The organism is Massilia aerilata, assembly GCF_042656905.1.
Lineage (GTDB): Bacteria > Pseudomonadota > Gammaproteobacteria > Burkholderiales > Burkholderiaceae_D > Telluria > Telluria aerilata.
Map to the genome: position 1 here is coordinate 1 of NZ_JBHSMZ010000021.1, position 24,854 is coordinate 24,854.

The 24,854-nt window shown below is 60.5% G+C and carries 19 protein-coding genes, 1 tRNA gene and 1 pseudogene; 18 read left to right on the plus strand and 3 right to left on the minus strand.

The window, feature by feature from the left end; all coding sequences use genetic code 11:
• From ACFPO9_RS22635 to ACFPO9_RS22685, 11 genes are all read left to right on the plus strand, one after another.
• Nucleotides 1–68 (plus strand): EF-Tu C-terminal domain-related protein (locus ACFPO9_RS22635; RefSeq protein ID WP_199734358.1); only part of this gene is annotated, 68 nt, incomplete at its 5' end.
• A gap of 108 nt (nucleotides 69–176) precedes the next feature.
• Nucleotides 177–252 (plus strand) — tRNA-Trp (locus ACFPO9_RS22640).
• A 37-nt stretch (nucleotides 253–289) separates the two neighbouring features.
• Entirely contained in the window at nucleotides 290–679 is a 390-nt protein-coding gene (gene secE / locus ACFPO9_RS22645) for a preprotein translocase subunit SecE (RefSeq protein WP_379775271.1), read from the plus strand.
• Nucleotides 679–1,293 carry a transcription termination/antitermination protein NusG gene (nusG, locus tag ACFPO9_RS22650; RefSeq protein WP_379775273.1) on the plus strand — a complete coding sequence of 205 codons (615 nt, stop codon included), beginning with the start codon at nucleotides 679–681 and terminating at the stop codon, nucleotides 1,291–1,293. The genes secE and nusG overlap by 1 nt, the downstream gene beginning before the upstream one ends.
• A gap of 111 nt (nucleotides 1,294–1,404) precedes the next feature.
• Nucleotides 1,405–1,836: a 50S ribosomal protein L11 gene (gene rplK / locus ACFPO9_RS22655; RefSeq protein WP_230029707.1), complete on the plus strand. Its 432-nt coding sequence runs from the start codon at nucleotides 1,405–1,407 to the stop codon at nucleotides 1,834–1,836.
• The gene (rplA, locus tag ACFPO9_RS22660; protein WP_230029708.1) at nucleotides 1,837–2,532 is read left to right on the plus strand and encodes a 50S ribosomal protein L1; all 696 of its coding nucleotides are present in this window, start codon (nucleotides 1,837–1,839) and stop codon (nucleotides 2,530–2,532) included.
• Nucleotides 2,533–2,778: 246 nt separating this feature from the next.
• Entirely contained in the window at nucleotides 2,779–3,315 is a 537-nt protein-coding gene (gene rplJ, locus ACFPO9_RS22665; protein ID WP_379775276.1) for a 50S ribosomal protein L10, read from the plus strand.
• Between the two features lie 54 nt (nucleotides 3,316–3,369).
• Entirely contained in the window at nucleotides 3,370–3,744 is a 375-nt protein-coding gene (rplL, locus tag ACFPO9_RS22670; RefSeq protein WP_056439748.1) for a 50S ribosomal protein L7/L12, read from the plus strand.
• Between the two features lie 289 nt (nucleotides 3,745–4,033).
• Nucleotides 4,034–8,143 carry a DNA-directed RNA polymerase subunit beta gene (rpoB, locus tag ACFPO9_RS22675; protein ID WP_379775278.1) on the plus strand — a complete coding sequence of 1,370 codons (4,110 nt, stop codon included), beginning with the start codon at nucleotides 4,034–4,036 and terminating at the stop codon, nucleotides 8,141–8,143.
• A 124-nt stretch (nucleotides 8,144–8,267) separates the two neighbouring features.
• On the plus strand, nucleotides 8,268–12,515 hold the full coding sequence (gene rpoC, locus ACFPO9_RS22680; protein ID WP_379775280.1) for a DNA-directed RNA polymerase subunit beta': 4,248 nt from the start codon (nucleotides 8,268–8,270) through the stop codon (nucleotides 12,513–12,515).
• A gap of 145 nt (nucleotides 12,516–12,660) precedes the next feature.
• Nucleotides 12,661–13,335, plus strand: coding sequence for a hypothetical protein (locus ACFPO9_RS22685; protein WP_379775282.1), 675 nt, complete (start codon nucleotides 12,661–12,663; stop codon nucleotides 13,333–13,335).
• A 99-nt stretch (nucleotides 13,336–13,434) separates the two neighbouring features.
• Here the strand turns inward: ACFPO9_RS22685 and ACFPO9_RS22690 are convergent, their stop codons facing one another.
• Together ACFPO9_RS22690 and ACFPO9_RS22695 are read right to left on the minus strand one after the other, a co-directional pair.
• The gene (locus tag ACFPO9_RS22690; protein WP_379775284.1) at nucleotides 13,435–13,914 is read right to left on the minus strand and encodes a hypothetical protein; all 480 of its coding nucleotides are present in this window, start codon (nucleotides 13,912–13,914) and stop codon (nucleotides 13,435–13,437) included.
• The gene (locus tag ACFPO9_RS22695) at nucleotides 13,911–15,290 is read right to left on the minus strand and encodes a DUF3696 domain-containing protein (protein ID WP_379775287.1); all 1,380 of its coding nucleotides are present in this window, start codon (nucleotides 15,288–15,290) and stop codon (nucleotides 13,911–13,913) included. The genes ACFPO9_RS22690 and ACFPO9_RS22695 overlap by 4 nt, the downstream gene beginning before the upstream one ends.
• 101 nt (nucleotides 15,291–15,391) lie before the next feature.
• On the opposite strand from ACFPO9_RS22695, the pseudogene ACFPO9_RS22700 reads away from it, so the two are divergent.
• The 3 genes and pseudogenes from ACFPO9_RS22700 to ACFPO9_RS22710 form a co-directional block, all read left to right on the plus strand.
• Nucleotides 15,392–15,703 (plus strand): annotated as a pseudogene (locus ACFPO9_RS22700) (hypothetical protein); the annotation flags it as partial.
• Nucleotides 15,704–16,157: 454 nt separating this feature from the next.
• Nucleotides 16,158–18,995 carry an outer membrane beta-barrel protein gene (locus tag ACFPO9_RS22705; RefSeq protein WP_379775290.1) on the plus strand — a complete coding sequence of 946 codons (2,838 nt, stop codon included), beginning with the start codon at nucleotides 16,158–16,160 and terminating at the stop codon, nucleotides 18,993–18,995.
• A 75-nt stretch (nucleotides 18,996–19,070) separates the two neighbouring features.
• A complete protein-coding gene (locus ACFPO9_RS22710; RefSeq protein WP_379775292.1) occupies nucleotides 19,071–19,652 on the plus strand; it encodes a cysteine hydrolase family protein in 582 nt (193 codons plus the stop codon).
• Here ACFPO9_RS22710 and ACFPO9_RS22715 read toward each other — a convergent pair.
• A complete protein-coding gene (locus ACFPO9_RS22715) occupies nucleotides 19,640–20,122 on the minus strand; it encodes a hypothetical protein (RefSeq protein ID WP_379775295.1) in 483 nt (160 codons plus the stop codon). The genes ACFPO9_RS22710 and ACFPO9_RS22715 overlap by 13 nt on opposite strands.
• 180 nt (nucleotides 20,123–20,302) lie before the next feature.
• Here ACFPO9_RS22715 and ACFPO9_RS22720 point away from each other — a divergent pair, with 180 nt between their 5' ends.
• The 4 genes from ACFPO9_RS22720 to ACFPO9_RS22735 all read left to right on the plus strand — a co-directional run bounded on the left by ACFPO9_RS22720 (nucleotide 20,303) and on the right by ACFPO9_RS22735 (nucleotide 24,810).
• Nucleotides 20,303–20,887: a helix-turn-helix domain-containing protein gene (locus tag ACFPO9_RS22720; protein ID WP_379775297.1), complete on the plus strand. Its 585-nt coding sequence runs from the start codon at nucleotides 20,303–20,305 to the stop codon at nucleotides 20,885–20,887.
• Nucleotides 20,884–21,393, plus strand: a complete 510-nt coding sequence (locus ACFPO9_RS22725; RefSeq protein ID WP_379775300.1) for a GNAT family N-acetyltransferase — start codon at nucleotides 20,884–20,886, stop codon at nucleotides 21,391–21,393. The genes ACFPO9_RS22720 and ACFPO9_RS22725 overlap by 4 nt, the downstream gene beginning before the upstream one ends.
• A 71-nt stretch (nucleotides 21,394–21,464) precedes the next feature.
• A complete protein-coding gene (gene sodC, locus ACFPO9_RS22730) occupies nucleotides 21,465–22,022 on the plus strand; it encodes a superoxide dismutase [Cu-Zn] SodC (RefSeq protein WP_379775302.1) in 558 nt (185 codons plus the stop codon).
• Between the two features lie 148 nt (nucleotides 22,023–22,170).
• On the plus strand, nucleotides 22,171–24,810 hold the full coding sequence (locus tag ACFPO9_RS22735) for a hybrid sensor histidine kinase/response regulator (protein WP_379775305.1): 2,640 nt from the start codon (nucleotides 22,171–22,173) through the stop codon (nucleotides 24,808–24,810).
• Nucleotides 24,811–24,854: the final 44 nt, after the last annotated feature.

The following is a 24,854-nucleotide window of genomic DNA, read 5'->3' on the forward strand; positions in this document are numbered from 1 at the left end:
TGCGCTTCGCAATCCGCGAAGGCGGCCGTACCGTCGGCGCCGGCGTGGTTGCCAAGATCATCGCCTAAGTAACAAGCAGCACCCTCGGGAGGAACGATTCTGTTCCTCCCAACAACAGAGTATTGCGCGGTGCAAGCGCACCGCGTATAATGCTCGATTCAGCTAGAAGTTTATGTAGGGGAGTAGCTCAATTGGCAGAGCGTCGGTCTCCAAAACCGAAGGTCGCGGGTTCGATTCCCTCCTCCCCTGCCACCGAATTCGGTGCCCAGCACCCGAAAGTAAATTAAGTATGTCTAATCAATCCGTGCAAACCGTCAGCACCTCGAATGACAAGTTCAAGGTAGCGCTGGCAGTGGTTGCTACGATTGCAGGCGTGGTTGGCTTTTTCATTCTGAAAAGCCAGAACAAACCAGCTCTGGTGTGCGCAGGCGCACTCGTGGCTGGTTTGGTCGTTGCCGTCCTGCTGTTGTGGACTTCCGCTACCGGCCGTGACTTCCTGGGCTTCGCCAAAGAGTCCGTGCGTGAGACGAAGAAGGTAGTCTGGCCGACCCGTAAAGAGGCAACCCAGATCACCATGGTGGTTTTCGGTTTTGTCCTCGTGATGGCGATTTTCCTGTGGGGCACGGATAAGATTCTTGAGTTCCTGATGTACGACGTGATCCTGGGGTGGAAACAATAATGAGCGATAACGTGCAGCAAGATGACGTGCCGGGCGATGCTCCGGCACAAGACGCTGGTGCGCCGCTGAGTACTCCGGTCAGCAACAAGCGCTGGTACGTCGTGCATGTCTACTCCGGCATGGAAAAGAGCGTCATGCGCGGCCTGCTGGAGCGCATCGAGCGCGGCGGCATGCAAGAGCAGTTCGGCCAGATCCTGGTCCCGACCGAAGAAGTGGTCGAGGTCAAGAACGGCACCAAGTCGGTATCCGAGCGCCGCTTCTTCCCGGGTTATGTGCTGGTCGAGATGGAAATGACCGACGAGTCCTGGCACCTCGTGAAGAACACGCCGAAAGTCACCGGCTTCATCGGCGGCAAGAGCAACAAGCCGACCCCGATCCCGGCCCGCGAAATCGACAAGATCATGCAGCAGGTGCAGGAAGGCGTCGAAAAGCCCCGCCCGAAAGTGCTGTACGAAGTGGGCGAGCAGGTGCGGATCAAGGAAGGCCCGTTCACCGACTTCAACGGCAACGTCGAGGAAGTCAACTACGAAAAATCGAAGGTGCGTGTCACTGTCACCATCTTCGGCCGCGCAACTCCGGTGGAACTGGAGTTCGGGCAGGTAGAGAAAGTCTAAAACGCCGAATCGGAGCGTCGCAGCAGCAAGGCGGAATCCGATAAGAGGAGCTCCGCCTGATAAGTGGTACAGGTGGAGCGCTACCACTCAATCGAGAGATTAGGAGCCATCATGGCAAAGAAAATCATCGGTTTTATCAAGCTGCAAGTGCCGGCTGGTAAAGCAAACCCGTCCCCTCCGATCGGCCCGGCCCTCGGCCAGCGCGGTCTGAACATCATGGAATTCTGCAAGGCGTTCAACGCCCGTACCCAAGGCGTCGAGCCGGGCATGCCGATTCCGGTGGTGATCACTGCCTTCGCGGACAAGTCCTTCACCTTCGAGATGAAGACCCCGCCGGCAACCTACCTGATCAAGAAAGCCGCTGGCATCACCAAGGGTTCGCCGAAGCCGCATACCGACAAGGTCGGCACGCTGACCCGTGCCCAGGCTGAAGAAATCGCAAAAACCAAACAGCCGGACCTGACCGCTGCCGATATGGATGCTGCCGTGCGCATCATCGCCGGCTCGGCACGTTCGATGGGCATCACGGTGGAGGGTATCTAAATGGCTAAGCTGTCCAAGCGCGTCAAAGAAATGAAAGCCAAAGTGGATCGTAACAAGGTCTACGCTTTCGACAACGCCGTTTCGATCATCAAGGAATTCGCGACCGCCAAGTTCGACGAGTCGATCGACGTCGCCGTCCAGCTGGGCGTGGATCCGAAGAAGTCGGACCAGGTCGTCCGCGGTTCCGTGGTTCTGCCGGCTGGTACCGGCAAGACCGTCCGCGTCGCCGTGTTCGCCCAGGGCGACAAGGCCGAGCAGGCGAAAGCCGCCGGCGCCGACATCGTCGGCATGGAAGACCTGGCTGAGATGGTTAAAGCCGGCAACATGCCTTTCGACATCGTGATCGCTTCGCCGGACACCATGCGTATCGTCGGTACCCTGGGTCAGATCCTGGGCCCGCGCGGCCTGATGCCGAACCCGAAGGTCGGCACCGTGACCCCGGACGTCGCTACCGCCGTCAAGAACGCCAAGGCCGGTCAGGTCCAGTACCGTACCGACAAGGCAGGTATCATCCACGCTACCATCGGCCGCAAGTCCTTCTCGGACGAGCAGCTGAAGAGCAACCTGGTCGCGCTGATCGACGCCCTGAACAAAGCCAAGCCGGCTTCGTCGAAGGGTATCTACCTGCGCAAGGTCGCTCTGTCGTCGACCATGGGCGCCGGCGTCCGTGTCGACCAGGGTACCCTGGCTGCCTAATCAGCAAGAATTTAGTCCCTACAAATTACCGTAGGGCAGATCTTTGGGCTGGCAGCGCGAGCTGCCAGGCAATCAAAGACCGTTGGGCCGAAAGCAGAAGTCGAGCCGGAGGTTAATAGATCACCCAACGCAGATGGCGAACCCGAACAAGTTTTGTAGTCGATGCTATGTCGTACTTCTTAACTTCGGACGCCGTGTTCGAACCGATGCGGGGGATGTCCCTCACATCATTTAAGGAGATTGACCGTGGGTCTTAATCTGAATGACAAAAAGGTCGTCGTCGAAGAAGTTAGCGCAAAAGTAGCAACCGCGCAAACCATCGTCGTCGCCGAGTACCGTGGCATCCAGGTTAGTGCTCTGACGAAACTCCGTGCAAATGCTCGTTCGCAGGGTGTGTACCTGCGTGTTCTGAAGAACACGCTGGCACGTCGCGCTGTGGAAGGCACCCAGTTCGCACCTCTGGCCGACAGCATGGTCGGTCCGCTGATCTACTCGATCTCGGACGACGCCGTGGCTGCCGCCAAGGTCATCAGCGACTTCTCCAAGACCAACGACAAGCTCAAGGTCAAGGGTGGTAACTACGCTGGTAAGAATCTGGATGTCGCTGGCGTCAACGCGCTGGCAAGCATCCCGAGCCGTGAAGTCCTCATCGCCCAGCTGCTGGGCGTCATGCAGGCTCCGGTTTCCGGCTTTGCACGAGTTCTGGCTGCCGTGGCAGCACAAAAAGGCGAAGGCGCCGCACCGGCTGAAGAAGCCGCAGCGGAACCGGCAGCGGCTGAATAAGCCCTGGCCTTTTTGCTCAAGTACTAATCACACACTAAATATTTGGAGTTTCAAATGGCAATTAGCAAAGAAGAGTTCCTGGACGCAGTTGGCGCAATGTCGGTCATGGAACTGAACGACCTGGTCAAGGCTTTCGAAGAGAAGTTCGGCGTGTCGGCAGCTGCAATGTCGGCACCGGCAGCTGGCGGCGGCGCTGCTGCTGCTGCTGTTGAAGAGCAGACCGAATTCAACGTCGTGCTGACCGAAGTCGGCGCGAACAAGGTCGGCGTCATCAAGGCTGTCCGCGAAATCACCGGCCTGGGCCTGAAGGAAGCCAAGGACGTGGTCGACGGCGCACCGAAGACCGTCAAGGAAGCCCTGCCGAAAGCTGACGCTGAAGCCGCCAAGAAGAAGCTGGAAGAAGCTGGCGCCAAGGCCGAGCTCAAGTAATACATACGCAATGGGCGCCGGCGACGGCGCCCAAAGCCGGAGTCAAAGCTTGCAGATCCCCGCCGGAAGGTGGGGTATGCGGCTTTGGCTCTTTTGTCGTCCCTACGACAAACATGCGGGACCCCTGCAGTAAAAAGTAGCACCAGCAGTTCGGAAGTAATCGTAACACAGCAGTACGGCGTCTTTTATTACCTGGCCGAACGTGGCGAGTTTTGAGGTCTTGCATGTGGTGGTCTCACCACTGGCAATCCCTGAAGTCTCATCCCTTTCTGTCACTCACGGAGTGTCCATGCACTACTCATTTACTGAGAAGAAACGCATTCGCAAGTCGTTCGCGAAGCGCGCCAACGTTCACAACGTTCCCTATCTCCTGGCCACGCAGCTGGAGTCCTACGAGAATTTCCTGCAAGCGGACGCAGCGCCGTCCGTGCGCAAGAACGAAGGCCTGCAGTCGGCTTTCTCCTCAATCTTCCCGATCGTGTCGCACAATGGTTTTGCGCGTCTCGAATTCCTCTCTTACGTGCTGGGTGACCCCGCTTTCGACGTCAAGGAATGCCAGCAACGCGGCCTGACCTTCGCGTCGCCGCTGCGCGCGAAAGTGCGTCTGGTGATCCTGGACAAGGAATCGCCGACCAAGCCGGTCGTGAAGGAAATGAAGGAACAGGAAGTGTACATGGGCGAACTGCCGCTCATGACCGCCAATGGCTCGTTCGTCATCAACGGCACCGAGCGCGTGATCGTCTCGCAGCTGCACCGCTCGCCGGGCGTGTTCTTCGAGCACGACCGCGGCAAGACCCACTCCTCGGGCAAGCTGCTGTTCTCGGCACGTATCATTCCTTACCGCGGCTCGTGGCTGGACTTCGAATTCGATCCGAAGGACATCCTGTTCTTCCGTGTCGACCGCCGCCGCAAGATGCCGGTGACGATCCTGCTGAAAGCCATCGGCATGACGCCGGAGCAGATCCTCGCCAACTTCTTCGTGTTCGACAATTTCAACCTGCGTTCGGAAGGCGCGGAACTGGAATTCGTGGCCGAGCGCCTGCGCGGCGAAGTCGCGCGCTTCGACATCGTCGATCCGAAGTCGGGCAAGACCCTGGTGCAGAAGGACAAGCGCATCAACGCCAAGCACGTGCGTGACATCGACGCCGCCGGCATCACCTATATCTCGGTGCCGGAAGACTACCTGGTCGGCCGCGTGCTGGCCACCAACGTGGTCGACGGCGACACCGGCGAGATCATCGCCAGCGCCAACGACGAGCTGACCGACGAGCTGCTGGGCAAGCTGCGCGACGCCAACATCTCGGCGATCCAGACCCTGTACACCAACGACCTGGACCAGGGCGGCTACATCTCGCAGACCCTGCGCACCGACGACACCGCCGACCAGACCGCCGCGCGCGTGGCGATCTACCGCATGATGCGTCCTGGCGAACCGCCGACCGAAGAATCGGTGGAAGCGCTGTTCAACGGCCTGTTCTACAGCCCGGAACGTTACGACCTGTCGGCTGTCGGCCGCATGAAGTTCAACCGCCGCATCGGCCGTGACGAACTGGTCGGCGACATGACCATGTCGAACGAAGACATCCTGGCCGTGATCAAGATCCTGGTCGAGCTGCGCAATGGCCGCGGCGAAGTCGACGACATCGACCACCTGGGCAACCGCCGCGTGCGTTGCGTGGGCGAGCTGGCCGAAAACCAGTTCCGCGCCGGTCTCGTCCGCGTCGAGCGCGCCGTCAAGGAGCGTCTGGGCCAGGCCGAAGCCGACAACCTGATGCCGCACGACCTGATCAACTCGAAGCCGATCTCGGCAGCAATCCGCGAGTTCTTCGGTTCGTCGCAGCTGTCGCAGTTCATGGACCAGACCAACCCGCTGTCGGAAATCACGCACAAGCGCCGTGTTTCCGCACTGGGCCCGGGCGGCCTGACCCGCGAACGCGCCGGCTTCGAAGTCCGCGACGTGCACCCGACCCACTACGGCCGCGTGTGCCCGATCGAAACGCCTGAAGGCCCGAACATCGGCCTGATCAACTCGCTGGCACTGTACGCCCGCCTGAACGAATACGGCTTCCTGGAAACCCCGTACCGCAAGGTCGACGGTTCGAAAGTCACCGACAAGATCGAATACCTGTCGGCGATCGAAGAAGGCCGCTACATCATCGCCCAGGCGAACGCGACGATCAGCAGCGAAGGCACCCTGAGCGACGAGCTGGTGTCGGCACGTGAAGCCGGCGAAACCATCCTGGTCTCGCCGGAACGCATCCAGTACATGGACGTGGCCCCGGGCCAGGTCGTGTCGGTGGCAGCTTCGCTGATCCCGTTCCTCGAGCACGATGACGCGAACCGTGCACTGATGGGCGCCAACATGCAGCGCCAGGCCGTGCCTTGCCTGCGTCCGGAAAAAGCCTTCGTCGGTACCGGCATCGAGCGCACCGTGGCGGTCGACTCGGGCACCACCGTGCAGGCGACCCGTGGCGGTCTCGTTGACTACGTCGACGCCGGCCGCGTGGTGATCCGCGTGAACGACGACGAGGCGCAAGCCGGCGAAGTCGGTGTGGACATCTACAACCTGATCAAGTACACCCGTTCGAACCAGAACACCAACATCAACCAGCGTCCGATCGTGAAAGTGGGCGATCGCGTGGCACGCGGCGACGTCATCGCCGACGGCGCCTCGACCGACCTGGGCGAGCTGGCACTGGGCCAGAACATGCTGGTGGCGTTCATGCCGTGGAACGGCCTGAACTTCGAGGACTCGATCCTGATCTCGGAGAACGTCGTCAAGGACGACCGCTACACCTCGATCCACATCGAGGAACTGTCGGTGGTTGCCCGCGACACCAAGCTGGGCCCTGAAGAAATCACCCGCGACATCTCGAACCTGGCTGAGAACCAGCTGGCCCGTCTGGATGAATCCGGCATCGTCTACATCGGCGCCGAAGTGCAGGCCGGCGACGTGCTGGTCGGTAAGGTGACCCCGAAAGGCGAAACCCAGCTGACCCCGGAAGAGAAGCTGCTGCGCGCGATCTTCGGCGAAAAGGCGTCCGACGTGAAGGACACCTCGCTGCGCGTGCCGTCGGGCATGGTCGGTACCGTGATCGACGTGCAGGTCTTCACCCGTGAAGGCATCGTCCGCGACAAGCGCGCCCAGCAGATCATCGACGACGAGCTGAAGCGCTTCCGCCTGGACCTGAACGACCAGCTGCGCATCGTCGAAGGCGACGCCTTCCAGCGTCTGGAACGCCTGCTGGTCAACAAGACCGTCAACGGCGGTCCGAAGAAGCTGAACAAAGGCGCGGTCATCACCAAGGAATACCTGGCTGACCTCGACAAGTTCCACTGGTTCGACATCCGTCCGGCCGACGACGAAACCGCCAACGCACTGGAGGCGATGAAGGAGTCGATCAACGAGAAGCGCCACCAGTTCGACCTGGCCTTCGAAGAGAAGCGCAAGAAGCTGACCCAGGGCGACGAGCTGCAGCCTGGCGTGCAGAAGATGGTCAAGGTCTACCTGGCCGTCAAGCGCCGCCTGCAGTCGGGCGACAAGATGGCGGGCCGCCACGGTAACAAGGGTGTGGTCTCGCGTATCGTGCCGGTCGAAGACATGCCGTTCATGGCCGATGGTACCCCGGCCGACGTCGTGCTGAACCCGCTGGGCGTGCCGTCGCGTATGAACGTCGGCCAGATCCTCGAAACCCACCTGGGCTGGGCCGCTAAAGGTCTGGGCCTGCGTCTCGGCGAAATGATCAAGGCCAAGGCACAGACCGAGCAACTGCGCGCCTTCCTGGGCAAGATCTACAACGAGACCGGCAAGTCGGAAGACCTGGACAGCTTCAGCGATGAAGAGATCGTCGAACTGGCGAACAACCTCAAGAACGGCGTGCCGTTCGCGACCCCGGTGTTCGACGGTGCGCACGAAAGCGAAATCCGCCGCATGCTGGACCTGGCTTTCCCTGACGAGATCGCGGCCCACCTGGGCATGACCCCGTCGAAGAACCAGGTCACGATGTACGACGGCCGCACCGGCGAAGCGTTCGAGCGCAAGGTCACCGTCGGCTTCATGCACATGCTGAAGCTGCACCACCTGGTCGACGACAAGATGCACGCCCGTTCGACCGGCCCGTACTCGCTGGTGACGCAGCAGCCGCTGGGTGGTAAAGCCCAGTTCGGCGGCCAGCGCTTCGGTGAGATGGAGGTGTGGGCACTGGAAGCCTACGGCGCCTCGTACGTGCTGCAGGAAATGCTGACCGTGAAGTCGGATGACGTGAACGGCCGTACCAAGGTGTACGAGAACCTGGTCAAAGGCGACCACGTGATCGACGCGGGTATGCCGGAGTCGTTCAACGTGCTGGTGAAAGAGATTCGTTCGCTGGGTATCGACATCGATCTCGAGCGTAATTAAGAGCCAGTACCCCCGTCGCCCCCGCGCAGGCGGGGGTCCAAGTTTGCGGCGTATTAAAAAACTTGGATTCCCGCCTTCGCGGGAATGACGACGAAGTAAAGAATTCAATCACCCGGAGTGATAAATGAAAGCACTGCTCGATCTATTCAAGCAAGTTCAGCAAAACGAGAGCTTCGACGCCATCAAGATTGGCCTGGCGTCGCCCGAGAAAATCCGTTCGTGGTCCTACGGCGAAGTCAAGAAGCCGGAGACCATCAACTACCGTACCTTCAAGCCGGAGCGTGACGGCCTGTTCTGCGCCAAGATCTTTGGCCCGATCAAGGACTACGAATGCCTGTGCGGCAAGTACAAGCGCCTGAAGCACCGCGGCGTGATCTGCGAGAAGTGCGGCGTCGAAGTCACCCTGGCCAAGGTGCGCCGTGAGCGCATGGGCCACATCGAGCTGGCTTCGCCGGTCGCCCACATCTGGTTCCTGAAATCGCTGCCGTCGCGTCTGGGCATGGTCCTGGACATGACCCTGCGCGATATCGAACGCGTTCTGTACTTCGAAGCATACGTCGTGACCGATCCGGGCATGACCCCGCTGAAGAAGTGCCAGATCATGTCGGAAGACGACTACGCCGCCAAGTACGAAGAGTACGGCGACGACTTCACCGCATTCATGGGCGCCGAAGGCATCCGTGAACTGCTGCGCTCGATCGACATCGACCGCGAAGCCGAAGCGCTGCGCGTCGAACTGAAAGAGTCGAAGTCCGAAGCGAAGATCAAGAAATACGCCAAGCGCCTGAAAGTGCTCGAGGCATTCCAGCGTTCGGGCATCAAGCCCGAGTGGATGATCATGGAAGTGCTCCCGGTCCTGCCGCCGGAGCTGCGTCCGCTCGTCCCGCTGGACGGCGGCCGTTTCGCGACCTCCGACCTGAACGACCTGTACCGCCGCGTCATCAACCGTAATAACCGCCTGAAGCGCCTGATGGAACTGCGCGCGCCGGAAATCATTACGCGTAACGAGAAGCGCATGCTGCAGGAAGCAGTGGACTCGCTGCTGGACAACGGCCGTCGCGGCAAAGCGATGACCGGCGCCAACAAGCGTCCGCTGAAGTCGCTGGCTGAAATGATCAAGGGTAAGGGCGGCCGTTTCCGTCAGAACCTGCTGGGCAAGCGCGTCGACTACTCGGGCCGTTCGGTCATCGTGGTGGGTCCGCAGCTGAAACTGCACCAGTGCGGCCTGCCGAAGCTGATGGCCCTCGAGCTGTTTAAACCATTTATCTTCAACAAGCTGGAACTGATGGGTCTCGCGACCACCATCAAGGCGGCGAAGAAACTGGTCGAGCAGCAAGAGCCGGTCGTGTGGGACATCCTGGAAGAAGTCATCAAGGAACACCCGGTCATGCTGAACCGTGCGCCGACCCTGCACCGTCTGGGTATCCAGGCGTTCGAGCCGGTGCTGATCGAAGGCAAAGCGATCCAGCTGCACCCGCTGGTCTGCGCGGCGTTCAACGCCGACTTCGACGGTGACCAGATGGCAGTCCACGTCCCGCTGTCGATCGAAGCGCAGATGGAAGCCCGCACCCTGATGCTGGCTTCGAACAACATCCTGTTCCCGTCGAACGGCGAGCCGTCGATCGTCCCGTCGCAGGATATCGTGCTGGGTCTGTACTACGCGACCCGCGAAGCGATCAACGCCAAGGGCGAAGGCATGCTGTTCCCGGACGTGTCGGAAGTCATCCGCGCGTACGACAACAAGGAAGTCGAGCTGGCGACCCGCATCACCGTGCGTATCGTCGAGTTCCCGAAGAACGAGCAGGGCGGCTTCGACCAGACCCTGACCCGCTACGAGACCACGGTCGGCCGTGCGATCCTGTCCGAGATCCTGCCGAAAGGCCTGCCGTTCTCGGTGCTGAACCGCGCGCTGAAGAAGAAGGAAATCTCGAAGCTGATCAACACCTCGTTCCGCAAGTGCGGCCTGCGTGCCACCGTCGTGTTTGCCGACAAGCTGATGCAGTCGGGCTTCCGCCTGGCGACCCGCGCCGGTATCTCGATCGCCGTGGACGACATGCTGATCCCGGACGTCAAGAAGACCATGATCGCGACCGCCGAAGCGGAAGTGAAGCAGATCGAGCAGCAGTACGCTTCGGGTCTGGTCACCGCCGGCGAGCGTTACAACAAGGTCGTCGACATCTGGGGCAAGACCTCGGACGAAGTCGGCAAGGCGATGATGGACCAGCTGAAAGTGGAACCGGTCGTCAAGCGCGACGGCACCCACGGCACCCAGGAATCGTTCAACGCGATTTACATGATGGCCGACTCGGGCGCCCGCGGTTCGGCAGCCCAGATCCGCCAGCTGGCCGGTATGCGAGGCCTGATGGCGAAGCCGGACGGTTCGATTATCGAAACGCCGATTACCGCGAACTTCCGCGAAGGCCTGAACGTTCTGCAGTACTTCATCTCGACGCACGGCGCCCGTAAGGGTCTGGCCGACACCGCGCTGAAGACCGCGAACTCGGGTTACCTGACCCGCCGCCTGGTCGACGTGACCCAGGACCTGGTGGTGATCGAGGACGATTGCGGCACCACCAACGGCACGCACATGAAGGCGATGGTCGAAGGCGGTGAAGTGATCGAGCCGCTGCGCGACCGTATCCTCGGCCGTGTCGCAGGCACCGACATCGTCAATCCGGAAACGCAAGAGACCCTGTTCGAAGCCGGCACCCTGCTGGACGAAGACATGGTGGAAGAGATCGAGCGCGTCGGTATCGACGAAGTCAAGGTCCGCACCCCGCTGAACTGCGACACCCGCTATGGCCTGTGCGCGAAGTGCTACGGCCGTGACCTGGGCCGCGGCATGCTGGTCAACTCCGGCGAAGCAGTCGGCGTGGTGGCGGCACAGTCGATCGGTGAGCCGGGTACCCAGCTGACCATGCGTACCTTCCACATCGGTGGTGCGGCATCGCGTGCAGCGGTGGCATCGTCGGTCGAAGCCAAGTCGAACGGTACGGTCCGCTTCACCGCGACCATGCGTTACGTCACCAACGGCAAGGGCGCGCAGATCGTCATTTCCCGTTCGGGCGAAGTGCTGATCACCGACGACCACGGCCGTGAGCGCGAGCGTCACAAGGTGCCGTACGGCGCGACCCTGACCGTCCATGACGGCATGATGGTGAAGGCCGGCGTGGCGCTGGCAACCTGGGATCCGCTGACCCGTCCGATCATCACGGAATACGGCGGCACGATCAAGTTCGAAAACGTGGAAGAGGGCGTCACCGTCGCTCGCCAGGTGGACGAAGTGACCGGCCTGTCGACCCTGGTGGCGATCGATCCGAAGCGCCGCGGTTCGGGCAAGACCCTGCGTCCGCAGGTCAAGCTGCTGAACGAAGAAGGCCAGGAAGTCAAGATCGCCGGCACCGAGCACGCCGTGACGATCGGCTTCCAGGTCGGCGCGCTGATCATGGTGAAGGACGGCCAGCAGGCGTCGGTGGGTGAAGTGCTTGCACGTATCCCGACCGAGTCGCAGAAGACCCGTGACATTACCGGTGGTCTGCCGCGCGTTGCCGAGCTGTTCGAAGCCCGTTCGCCGAAAGATGCCGGCATGCTGGCGGAAGTCACCGGTACGGTCGCCTTCGGTAAGGAAACCAAGGGCAAGCAGCGCCTGGAAATCACCGACATGGACGGCAACAAGCACGAGTTCCTGATTACCAAGGACAAGCAAGTGCTGGTGCACGACGGCCAGGTGGTGAACAAGGGCGAGATGATCGTGGACGGCCCGGCCGATCCGCAAGACATCCTGCGCCTGCTGGGTATCGAAGCGCTGGCCCGCTACATCGTCGACGAAGTGCAGGACGTGTACCGTCTGCAGGGCGTGAAGATCAACGACAAGCACATCGAGGTGATCGTTCGCCAGATGCTGCGCCGTGTCCAGATCGTCGAAGCCGGCGACACCGACTACATCGTCGGCGAGCAGGTCGAGCGTTCGGAACTGCTGGAAGAGAACGACCGCGTGAACGCAGCGAACAAGCTGCCGGCGACCTACGAAAACGTGCTGCTGGGTATTACCAAGGCATCGCTGTCGACCGACTCGTTCATCTCGGCCGCATCGTTCCAGGAAACCACCCGCGTGCTGACCGAAGCGGCAATCATGGGCAAGCGCGATGGTCTGCGCGGCCTGAAGGAAAACGTCATCGTCGGCCGCCTGATCCCTGGCGGTACCGGCCTGGCCTTCCACCGCGCACGCAAAGAGAAAGAGGCGTGGGAAGCGGAAGAGCGCCAGCAGCTGCTGCAGCAGGAAAAGGCCAACATGGCCGCCGAGCTGCAGGCGATGGAAGACCAGCAGAATGCTGCGGCTTCGATCGAACAGCACCACGGCGACGGCGAGTGATTTTTACTCGAGCTTGAGCTTCTAGCCGCTAACAACGGCTGATGAGAACGGCACCTTCGGGTGCCGTTTTTTTTAAATTTCTCTTATATAAATATACTACTTAGTAAGAACTTCTAGATAAATTGAATTTTCATTGAGGAATAGAATGCAAGACGACTATGCAGTGAAGGAGATTGTAGAGCCCTACTCTGGCAAAGTGCATCGGCTTTACACATATAAAAAGAAGCCATGTCGGCGAATCCTGCTGCGCAGTCGACTTTGCGATCAACTTGCCGGATATACGTTAATAGAAAAAGATTTGCGCAGTGTTATCGTTTGGCTTTCCGAGATTGAAAAGTTACAAGCGAAATGGCCTCTGCCAAAAGGCGCGCGAGCTTGGAAATCACCTGATCGAGACACTTACAATATCGTAAAAGGTCTTTTTGTTGCAGCGCTCACGTTCTACGGTAAATGTTTTTCGAAGTGCGAGGGCAGACCAGTAAAGCTCGAGCGTGCTCAATTGACGACATCATTCCATGCAGCGCACGATCGGTGCATCCGATTTCGGCATAATTTTGCGGCGCATAGCGGGGCCGAACGTCTTGAATATGTGGAAATAGCGTTGGTTTTTCCTATAAAAATAAAGCGCCCTCTTGCGCCAAAATTATATACGGAATTATTCCAGCCAGACATGGCGCTACCTGTTCCGGGAGATATAACTCTAATTGAACTTGTTGAGCATGTTCGTTTAATTGCGATAAAAAAAATTCAAAATTTACATCAAAAAATAATAGGCGAGGAAGTTTTGCCGAAGGGGCGCGACTATTGGATGAATAAATAAGTTTTCGGCTTCTATTTTGGTTGAGGAAATAATTTTCCTAAACGGAAAATAGGTTTTCATCGCGAAATATTTTTTGTGTGAGGTTCGTCTTTCTATCATTTAGGCGGGACAGTGGTCTGGGCAGAGCTGTTTGATTGTGATGTTCGTTTGATCAAACAGAGCTTTTGCCTCCTGCCAATCTGTGTCTAAAGCATTGTATATGTCGGCACCTGTTACCACGGCTAGTGCGGCAAATTTTCTATCACTTTTGTCTAACTGATTTTTTGGAAGTTCTTCAAAGCCACGATTATCGTCATCAATCGGTGTAATTGTGCCAACGATAACTCTCGTGCCAGAGTACATATTATCGTGTAAATATTTAAAAAACTGGTCTCCAACCCCTGGAGCTCCACGATGGAAGAGATATTTACTATACTCTTCCAAAATTACCCCTCCAGCATCAACGGCAGTTTTCGCTTTAGACGAAAAAGAAACTAAACTTTGAAGAAATTCGATACAATTCAATTGGCATTGTAAGCTGGCGTGTGTATCTCTTCCATTAGCAGAAATTGCGACGTTTGTATCCACAATCACTTTCATTGCGCCGCGACCTCCATTTTTCTTTTGATAATCTCCTTGCGTGTTTCTGCAATTTCTGTCATTTCATCGCCGAAGAAATCCTGAGGCCAATTTTTGATTTCGCCGAACATATCAATGTCTAGATCACATAGTTTTGACTTTCCATCACTGCTGTCGCAAAAATAAAGTCTCATATCTGCTGCGGGATAAGATTTGTCTGCAACTCGTCGCTGGAATCGTCGTAATAAATGTTCGCTATGACTTTCAATGATTACTTGGAGATTTCGAGATTTGGCGACTGTTAGAATTGCGTCTGCAAGCCCACTTTGTACGGATGGATGTAAATGTATCTCTGGCTGTTCCATAAGGATTGTACTTCCTTCAGGAACATAATATAGCAATACTAATGCGGGCAGAACTTGTGAAACACCGAAGCCCACATCAGTTAACAATGCTTGAGCACTTTTGCTGTCTCGCTTAACCATTGCTCTGTACAGGTTCGCACCGGATCCAATTTCTTCAATTTTGAATTCATGAATCAGGCGAAGTTCTTTAAGCCAATACGCTATCATCTCTTGGAAAGGTTTATGTGGCGAACGATATCGTAGATTTCTGGTTTCTTTGCGTGCGGTTGCTGATAAAATTGCTTCGATGGTCCGTTCTCCTCGTAGACCTACATCTAAGGGACTTGTGCCCGACCATGGATATTCTCTTTTAGGATACTCGCGCAGTGGGCCGAGATAGTAAATAGAATCCATCATGGATTCATACTCTGATTCAAATAGACTGAGAAATTCGGCGTTTTGGTAATAAGTCTTTGCTTGATCCGGGAACAGATGCGTTTTAATTGGTCCCGGAAGTGCCCATGCTCGCTGTTTGTTTCTCACGAAGCGAAAATCCGAGTCTGCTGGCTCTGTCGAGTTTAATTGAAATTCTGTACTGCCAGATTTTTTTGGTGCAATCGAAAATGTGTACCCTCCGAAGCCGTACTTAAGAGAATCGGAGAAAAGCAGATTGGCCTGTTGATGAGTGTGTGCAACAGATTCGATCGATAAGCTAGAATCAGTTGCAAGTACATCTGTCCGCTTCTTTGTCGGGTCCGATATGCTAGTTTTTTGAGGAAGTGTCCAGTTAAGGCACCACTTGAGGCTTTCCTCGGTTTTATGCGCATGAATAACGTCCTTGTAACTTCCAAGATTTACTAACTGCGCAGGCCCACCGAAATCAAGGACGATGCCACGATCAGTCGCGTTCTTGGTTTGCTTCAGCATTAGCAAGAACTGAAGCAAGCTGCTTTTCCCGGAGCTATTCGTTCCAAATAATCCTACGACACGCCCGAACTCAATGTCGAGGTTCTTCCAAGCTTTAAAATTTTCTACGTGTAGATGGGTTAACATATGCTTCCCTGCCGCTTTGGGTTAAATATAGGTATCTGGAGTGTACCTGCCGCATGTCAGTGATAGCAACGTGAAATATTGCTCGTTGACATACAGGGTTTATTTCGACCGACTCGTTCATCTCGGCCGCATCGTTCCAGGAAACCACCCGCGTGCTGACCGAAGCGGCGATCATGGGCAAGCGCGATGGTCTGCGCGGCCTGAAGGAAAACGTCATCGTCGGCCGCCTGATCCCTGGCGGTACCGGTCTGGCCTTCCACCGCGCACGCAAAGAGAAAGAAGCGTGGGAAGCGGAAGAGCGTCAGGCGCTGCTGCAGCAGGAGAAGGCCAACATGGCTGCCGAGCTGCAGGCGATGGAAGACCAGCAGCAGGCTGCGGCTTCGCTGGAACAGCACCACGGCGACGGCGAGTGATTTTTACTCGAGCTTGAGCTTCTAGCCGCTAACAACGGCTAATGAGAACGGCACCTTCGGGTGCCGTTTTTTTTCGTCCAGTCAATTCGATATGCATATCTCGTGCATATCTCATGCATACGTTGTATGTATGCCACCCTTAGCAAAATTGCATTTGACGCAAGTTTGCTAAGAGTGTTCTTATTGCCAGCCGAGCTTTCCTAATGGAAAAGAAAGCAAGGTCCGATACGGTTTTTTTCACCTGTAAAGAGTTGTAAAGAAACGATTGGTTTGCCGGGAAGGCTTGTGAGTTGCTTGTTCGCTTGTTGCATCGCTCTGATTCAAAAAAACACATTCAAGATTCAAGGGAGAGATATGTTGCACACAGTAAAACAAACGTCGAAGATGACCGCGCTGCGCCGGTCCGCCGTGTCGGTTGCCATCGGCATGTGCTTTATGGGTGACCAAGACCGCCGTGACCGAAGCTGACGGCTCGGTCCGCGTTGCGGGCCTGGACCCGGCAACCGACTACAAGATCGAAGTGGTGGCCCCCGGCTTCTCGACCTTCAACGCGACCGACGTCTCGGTGGTCAGCGGCGCGAACCCCAGTGTGACCTACTCCCTTGCATCGGGCGCAGGCGAAGGCCAGCGCGTGGTCGTGACCGGCTCGCGCGTGGTACAGGTCGACACGACCTCCGCCACCGTCGGCACCATCCTGAACCTGGCCACCGTGGAAGCGCTGCCGACCGGCCGCAGCTACCAGAGCTACCTCCAGCTGGTGCCGGGCGTGAAACCTTCCGCGGGCGGCAATCCGGCCTCGAAGTCGGGCGTCAACTACTCGGACATCGGCGGCGCCACCGGTACCTCGACCGACAACGTCTACATCCTCGACGGCGTCGACGTCACCGACTCGAATACCGGTACCTTCGGTTCGAACATCAACTCCGAGATCATCCAGGAGCAGCAGATCCTGACCGGCGGCATCCCGGCCGAGTACGCGGGTGGTACGGGCCTGGTGTCGAAGGTGATCACCAAGTCGGGCGGTAACGAGTTCCACGGCTCCGCCAACTACTACTTCCAGAACGACAAGCTGGTCGCGAAGAACAAGCACAACACCGCCTCGGCTTTCTCGACCTACGATTCGGCGGTCACGCTCGGCGGCCCGATCATCAAGGACCAGCTGTGGTTCTTCGGTTCGTTCCAGAAAAAGGGCCGCGACACCGACGTGGTCCAGTCGGGCACCGGCGAATTCATGCGTACGGTCAAGCGCGACGACAAGCTGGGCTTCATGAAGCTCACCTGGCAGCCGACCGATGCCGACCGCATCACGGCGTCCTTCTTCAACGACCCGACCACCATCAGCGGTTCGACGACCCCGTCGACGCTCAACAACCGCGACCGCAGCACCAAGCAGGGCGGCAACAACTACAAGGTCGAGTACTCGCGCGACATGGAGAACCTGCGCCTGAATGCGTATGCGTTCCGCCACGAAGGCGAGGTGTCGAATTTTGCGGCCGACCAAACGACATCCAACAACGTCGTGTATTGCGCGGGCACTGCATGCGCGATCCGCATTCCTGCACTGAGCATCGCACAGAGCAGCCTGGGCGGATTCGGCTCGGACGTCATCTCGACGCGTAACCGTGACGAAATCGGCGGCAGCGGCGAGTATTTCCTCGAAACCGCCTCGGCCGGTACCCACACCTTCAAGGCCGGCTTCCTGAAGTCCGAAAACGAGTATTTCAGGGACTCCCGCGTGAGCGGCCCGGAGAAGGCGACCTATACCTCGATCGCGGCGGGCAATGCCGGCGTCACCTTTGCCCAGTTCATCGGTAGTGGCTGGACGGGTTCGAGGCAGATGGGCGCTGTCGATATTCCGCGCATCATCACGGCCATCAACGGCAGCCCGGACAAGGCCTACTTCGTCAATCTGCTCGATTCCAACAAGGATGGTGTCGTTTCCGACCCCGAGATCCGCGCCTACAAGTTCAGCAGCACGACCGGCAACCCGGGCGGACAGGTGAACAACTACCGCAGCCGTGAAGCCCAGGCAGCGCCCTACGTCGTGAAGGCCACCGGCAAGGCGGCCTACCTCCAGGATACCTGGACGCTCAAGCAATTGACCGTGAATGCAGGCGTGCGTGCCGAAGAGTGGGTGCACAGGGATTCGAAAGGCGCCGAATCCGCCAAGTTCAAGTGGGAACTGGCGCCGCGCCTGAGCGTGGTGTACGACCCGGTTGGCGACGGCCGCAGCAAGGTGTGGGGTTTCCTCGGCCGTTACTACGACCCGATCCGCACCAACATGTCCGACTTCGCCGGCAACCTGTCCGGTCCGGTGCTCGAAGAGCAGGTCTTCCTCGGCGACAAATGGCTGACTTTCCGTACCCGTGGCGGCGACAAGACCCCGGATGCGGTGTTCTCGCCGTCGACCAAGACGCCGTACACCGACGAGTTCATGCTCGGCTATGCGATGAACATCGGCAAGGACTGGACCGTATCGGCTACCTACACCAAGCGCCGTACCCGCGACGTGCTGGAAGACTACGACCTGACCCTGTATTCGGACCCGAGCCTGACCGTCGCCACCGCGCCTGAAGGTTATGCGGCGCCCGGCTCCGCCTACTACCTGCCGTATTCCTACTTCGGCTACTCGTCGAAGCCGAATTCGAACTACGTCCTCGGTACCCTCGCAGGCGGCAAGCGCGACTACCAGGGTATCGAACTCAGCTTCAGCAAGGCGAAGCGCGACAACTGGATGGCGGGCGGCTCGTACACCTTCAACCAGGCCAAGGGCAACACCAACTCGGATAGTAACGCCGACTTCCAGGGTGACTGGATTGCACTGGATCCGCGCGCACCGAATGCCTACGGCCCGCAGCCCGGCAACATCAAGCACCAGGCCAAGGCCTATGGCGCCTACTTCTTCGACAATGGCCTGGAGCTGAGCGGTGTGTTCAATTGGAACAGCGGCATCCTGTATAGCCGTACCGCCCTGAATTCCGGCCGCAACCTGCCGGAAATGGGCGATCCGTACCTGAACGGCGGCGTGGTCGATACCTTCATCCTGCCGGGCGCCATCGGCAGCCAGACCGCGCCGTCGTACTACACCCTCGACATCCGCGCGAAGTACGTCTACAAGCTGACCGCCAGCCAGAAGATCGAGTTCTTCGTCGACGTGTTCAACCTGCTCGACAAGCAGTCGGTGAATGCGGTGCAGTCCCTGGTGGCCGGCAGCGCAGCCTTCAAGTTTGGCGAAGGCACCGGCTGGGTCGAACCGCGCCGCCTGTACCTGGGCGCGCGTTACACCTTCTGATCGCATGATCTGAAGTAGTAGTAGAAGTAGTAGTATTCTTGAGCTTTTGCCGGCCCCTCGCGGGCCGGTTTTTTTATGACACCGACCGCACTGATCATCATCGATATGCAGAAGGGCATGCACAGCCCGAGCCTGCCTCCCCGTAACAACACTGGCGCGGAAGACAATATCGCGCGCCTGCACGCGGCCTGGCGCCAAGCCGGGCAGCCGGTGGTCAGCGTGCGCCACATCAGCCGCTCGCCTTCGTCCGTGTTCGCGCCAGGCCAGCAGGGCGTCGAATTCCAGGCGCGCTTCATCCCGCTGGCGCACGAACACGTGGTCGAGAAGAACGTCCCCGACGCCTTCGTCAACACCGGCCTCGAACGCTGGCTGCACGCGCGCGGCATCCGGCGCCTGGTAGTCGCCGGCGTCAGCACGAACAATTCGGTCGAGGCGACGGCGCGCACGGCCGGCAACCTGGGCTTCGAGACGGTGGTGGTGGCGGATGCCTGCTTCACCTTCGAGAAGCGGGACTTCGGCGGCACCCTGCGCAGCGCCGAGGAAGTGCATTTGATGGCGCTGGCCAATCTGGATGGCGAATATGCCCGCGTTCTCTCCACCGAACAGCTTCTGCGTGAAGGGCTTTGCGAACGCGGGGCGGCGGGTCAGGACTTGTAATAGCGGACCGTGCTGGATGCAAGGCCGGATCCTTCCAGCTTGATCGTCGAGTCCAGGGGCAGGTAGAAGGTGTTGGCAGAGCCGGTCACCGTCACCGTCGTGTCGACGCCCGGCATGAAGACGACCGTATTCAGGTCGCCGCTGACGACGACGCTGCCGCCGGATCTGGATGCGCTCAGCCAGATGCCGTCGAGCCTGCCGGACAGCGTGAGATTCGCTGCGCCGGTAAAGCTCACAATCGCATTTTGCGCGCTGCCTCCCTGCGTGAAGTTGCCACCGACGCTCATTTTCAGCGCCGTGACCGGCGGTGCCGGCGCCTCGACGACCTGGTCTTTCGATCCGGGCTGCGATATGACGCCGGCCGGCGGCGGCGTTGGCGCGCGCGTTGAAACGGGCTGGCCGGTGCTGCCGCCACCGCCGCAAGCGGCGAGAAGTACTGTAAGGATTGCTGCAACCGACAGCGTTTTCATGGGCCGTCTACCAGTAGTTGTTCACGGGAAACCAATACTAATTTCCTTATGGCATGGCGACATTGTGCGCAGTCTCGCAAATAAAGCTCTTCCGCTCGAAAGCGGGTTTTCTTGCCTATACGCAATCTTAGCCTGTAAAATCCAGTTTACAGGATATAAAAATCCACTATACTGGATGTCATGGACATCAACCAACGCATTGCCCAGCGCCTGCGCGAACTGCGCGACGCCCAGGGCCTCTCGCTCGCGCTGCTTTCCGAACGCAGCGGCGTCAGCAAATCGAATATCTCGCTGATCGAACGCGGCGAAAGCAGCGCCACCGCCACCGTGCTGGACAAGCTCAGCGCCGCGCTGGGGGTCACGGTCGCTTCGCTGTTCGAGAAGCCGGCCGGGGATGCGCCGTCGCCGGTCTCGCGCCTTGCCGACCAGCCGGTGTGGACCGATCCGGGCTCCGGCTATGTGCGCCGCAACCTGTCGCCGGCCATGTACTCACCGAACCAGCTGGTCGAAGTGAGCTTCCCGGCGGGGCAGCGCGTGGCCTACGAAACCAGCACCCGCGACGTCGACGTCCACCAGCAGGTCTGGATCATCGAAGGCAGGATGGAAGTCAGCGTCGGCGACACGCTGTGGACGCTCGAACAGGGCGACTGCCTGGCGATGCGCCTCGACCAGCCGATCGCCTACCACAACCCGACCAATCAAGCCGCGCGCTACCTGGTCTCGCTGGTCACGCAGGCGCACAGGGCGCCGAGGAGGGAAGCATGAAGGTGCGCAGCCTGGATGCCCATGAAGCGGCCGAACGCATCGATCAGCTGGCCGAAGTCCTGCTCGATTGCGTCGAGGGCGGCGCCTCGGTCAGCTTCATGCTGCCGATGGCGCGCGAAACGGCCGCCGATTTCTGGCGCAAGGTGGCCGATGGCATCGCGCGCGGCGAGCGCACCTTGCTGGTGGCCGAAGATGAGGAAGGCATCGCCGGCACCGTGCAGCTGATCACCGACATGCCCGAGAACCAGCCGCACCGCGCCGACGTCGCCAAGCTGCTGGTGCACCGGCGCGCGCGCGGCGCGGGGACCGGCCAGCGCCTGATGGAAGCGGTGGAAGAAGCGGCGCGCGGGCAGGGCAGGCGGGTGCTGGTGCTCGATACCGCCAGTCCCACCGCCGAACGTCTGTACGAGCGCCTCGGCTGGCAGCGGGTGGGCGTGGTGCCGGATTATGCGTACCTGCCGGATGGGGCGCTGTGTGCGACGAGCTTCTATTACAAACACGTCTAGCGTCCGCCCTTGTCCATATCCTTGACATACACTGTCTCCGCTTCCTCATCCAAACCTTGTAAGGAGACGGCATGAAAACGAAGACCATCCTCGCCGCAGCGGCAATTGCAGCAGTAACGGCAGCGGCCAGCGCCCAGACGCACACCCAGGCCACCCAGGCCGGCAACAAGCTGCAGGCCCCGATGACCCTGGTGACCCCCGCCGGCACCGGCAAGATGATCGGCACGGTGACGATCACCGAGTCCGGCAAGGGCCTGGTGTTCACGCCCAACCTGAGCGATCTGCCGGCCGGCCCGCACGGCTACCATGTGCACGAGAACGACAGCTGCGGCGCGAATGAAAAGGATGGGAAAAAGGTGGCGGCGGGCGCCGCCGGCAGCCACTACGACCCGGCCGGCAGCAAGCAGCACCTCGGCCCCACCGGCAACGGCCACCTGGGCGACCTGCCGCCGCTGGTGGTGGGCGGCGATGGCCGCGCCATCGTGCCGGTGACGGCGCCGCGCCTGAAGACCCTGGCCGACGTCAAGGGCAAGGCGCTGATGATCCACGCCGGCGGCGACAACTACGCCGACAAGCCGGCGCCGCTCGGCGGCGGGGGCGAGCGCATTGCCTGCGGGGTGATCCAGTAAAGAAACATTTATTTAACAATGCCTGCTATGATGGGCAGCTGAGCCACTGTCCGGCTCGGACCTGTTCGTGAGCACTATGCCCTGGCCTTTCGATTCCGCCGTTTCCGGAGACACCCCGCCAAAGAAGCTGAGTGGGATGGAGCTGCGCATGCAGCGCCATCCCTGGGAAAAGACCGCCGTCGGTCCGGCCACGTCCTGGCCCTTCAGCCTCAAGCTCGCCGTGCGCACCCTGCTCGACTGCCAGCTGCCGATGTGCCTGGCCTGGGGCGAAGAGCAGCTCCAGTTCTTCAACGACGCCTATCTGGGCATCCTCGGCAACAAGCAGGAAGGGGCGCTGGGCGTCGACGCGCGCGTGGTCTGGGCGGACATCTGGCCGGTAATGCGCCCGCAATGGGAACGCGCCTGGCAGGGCGAACCCGTCGGCGAGGACAACCTGGAAGTGGTCGCGGACCGTCACGGCGTGCCGGAGACCTCCTGGTTCCACTATTCGTATAGTCCGGTCTACAACGACGCGTACGAGGTCGGCGGCGTGCTGGTGACCCTGGTCGAGAACACCGCCGCCGTCAAGGCGGAGCGGCGCAACGCCTTCCAGGCTGCGCTGACCCGCATCCTGCGCCGCGAGCTGGAGGGCGAAGCGCTGATGCAGGCCATCGGCCGCTATCTCAGCGAGTATGCCGCCGGCGCGCTGGCGATCCATGCGACGGTCGACCACGCGGCCCAGGCGGCCGTGATCCGCGAGCAGTGGCGCCAGGGCGCGCCGGACGGCGAGCCGGGACGCGCGCTGCCGCTCGAGATGCTGGCCTTCGGCCGCGCCGCCCAGCTGCTGCGCGGCGAGACCGTGTGCGTGCCGGACGTCGGCAAGGAAGCGGACCTTCCCGGCGCCGGCGCCTGGCTGGCGCAGGGCATCGTCTCCGGGCTGGTGGTGCCGCTGATGGATGGCGATCGCCTGGAGGGCGTGATGGCGCTGCACGCGCCTGTCGCCCAGCGCTGGGAAAGCGCCGAAGTGCAGCTGCTCGAAGACGGCGCGCGCCGCGGCTGGGAAGCGCTGCGCCGCATCCGCGCCGAACAGGCGCTGCGCGACGAGACCCGCATCCTGGAACTGATGCGCGAGGCGAGCGGGGAACTGGCATCGACCCTCGACCTCGAGCCGCTGATGCAGGCGATCACCGACACCGCGACCCAGCTGACCGGCGCCGAATTCGGGTCCTTCTTCTACAACAACACCGACGGCAACGGCGACGCCTACCTGCTCTACACCCTGAGCGGGGCGCCGCGCGAAGCCTTCCAGAACTTCGGCCAGCCGCGTCCCACCAAGGTGTTCGGCCCGACCTTCTACGGCAGCGCGCCGATCCGCAGCGACGACATCACCAAGGATCCACGCTACGGTTCGATGGCGCCGCACCACGGCATGCCGCCCGGCCACCTGCCGGTGCGCAGCTACCTGGCGGCGTCGGTGGTGTCGCGTTCGGGCGAGGTGATCGGCGGCCTGTTTTTCGGCCACTCGACCCCGGGCATGTTCAGCGCCCGCACCGAGGAGCTGATCGGCACCTTTGCCGGCCAGGCCGCGATCGCGATCGACAACGCGCGCCTGTACGACCTGGCGCAGAAGGCGGCCCAGGAGCGCGAAAGCCTGCTGGCCAGCGAACGCGCCGCGCGCGCCGAGGCCGAGCGCCACAACAAGATGAAGGACGAGTTCCTGGCGATGCTGGCGCACGAGCTGAGGAATCCGCTGGCGCCGATCACCAGCGCGGCCCAGCTGCTGCGCCTGCCCGAGGTGAACGAGGGCCTGCGTCTCAAAGCCAGCAACATCATCTCGCGCCAGGTGCGCCACATGACGGAGCTGGTCGACGACCTGCTCGACGTCTCGCGCGTCACCCGCGGCCTGATCAAGCTGGAGACCGAGGTGCTGGACCTGAACAAGGTCGCGATGGCGGCCGTCGAACAGGCCCGCCCGCACATCGAGGAGCGCCGCCACACGCTGACGGTCGACCTGCCGGGCGACCAGGTGCCGGTCGAAGGCGACCGCACGCGCCTGATCCAGGTGCTGGTCAACCTGCTCAACAACTCGGCCAAGTACACGCCGGCCGGCGGCCGCATCGCCCTGTCCGTGACCCGCGACGGCGCCGCCAGCGCGGTGAGCGTGCGCGACAACGGCAGCGGCATCGACGCCCAGCTGCTGCCGCATATCTTCGACCTCTTCACCCAGGCCGACCGCGCGCCCGACCGTTCGCAGGGCGGACTTGGCATCGGCCTGGCGCTGGTGAAGAGCATCGTGCGCATGCACGAAGGCAGCGTGTCCGCGCACAGCGACGGCCCGCAGCAGGGCACCACGATGACGGTTTCTCTGCCGCTCGCGCAGGCCCGGGCCGGCGAGACGCCGCGCGCCCAGCTGGCCGCCGAGACCCGGCCGGTGCTGGTCACCATCGTCGACGACAATCTCGACGCCGGCCAGTCGCTGGCGGTGCTGCTGCGCGCCCACGGCCACACGGTGCGGGTTTACGAGGACGCCTCGACCACGCTGCGCGCGCCGGAGGCCGAGGGCACCGAAGTCTTCATCCTCGACATCGGCCTGCCCGACATGACCGGCTACGAACTGGCGCGCCGCCTGCGCCGCCAGCCGGTCCACGCCGGCGCGGTGTTCGTGGCGCTGACCGGCTACGGCCAGGAGCGCGACCGCGAGCTGTCGCGCCAGGCCGGCTTCGATCATCACCTGGTCAAGCCGGTCGACATTGCGAAGCTGGCGCAGATCCTGGCGCGGGCCGGTGCACCGGTGGCGCCGGCGCACTAGCCGTCGTTCCCGCGCCTTAAGCGTCGTCCCCCCTGCTTCCTCCG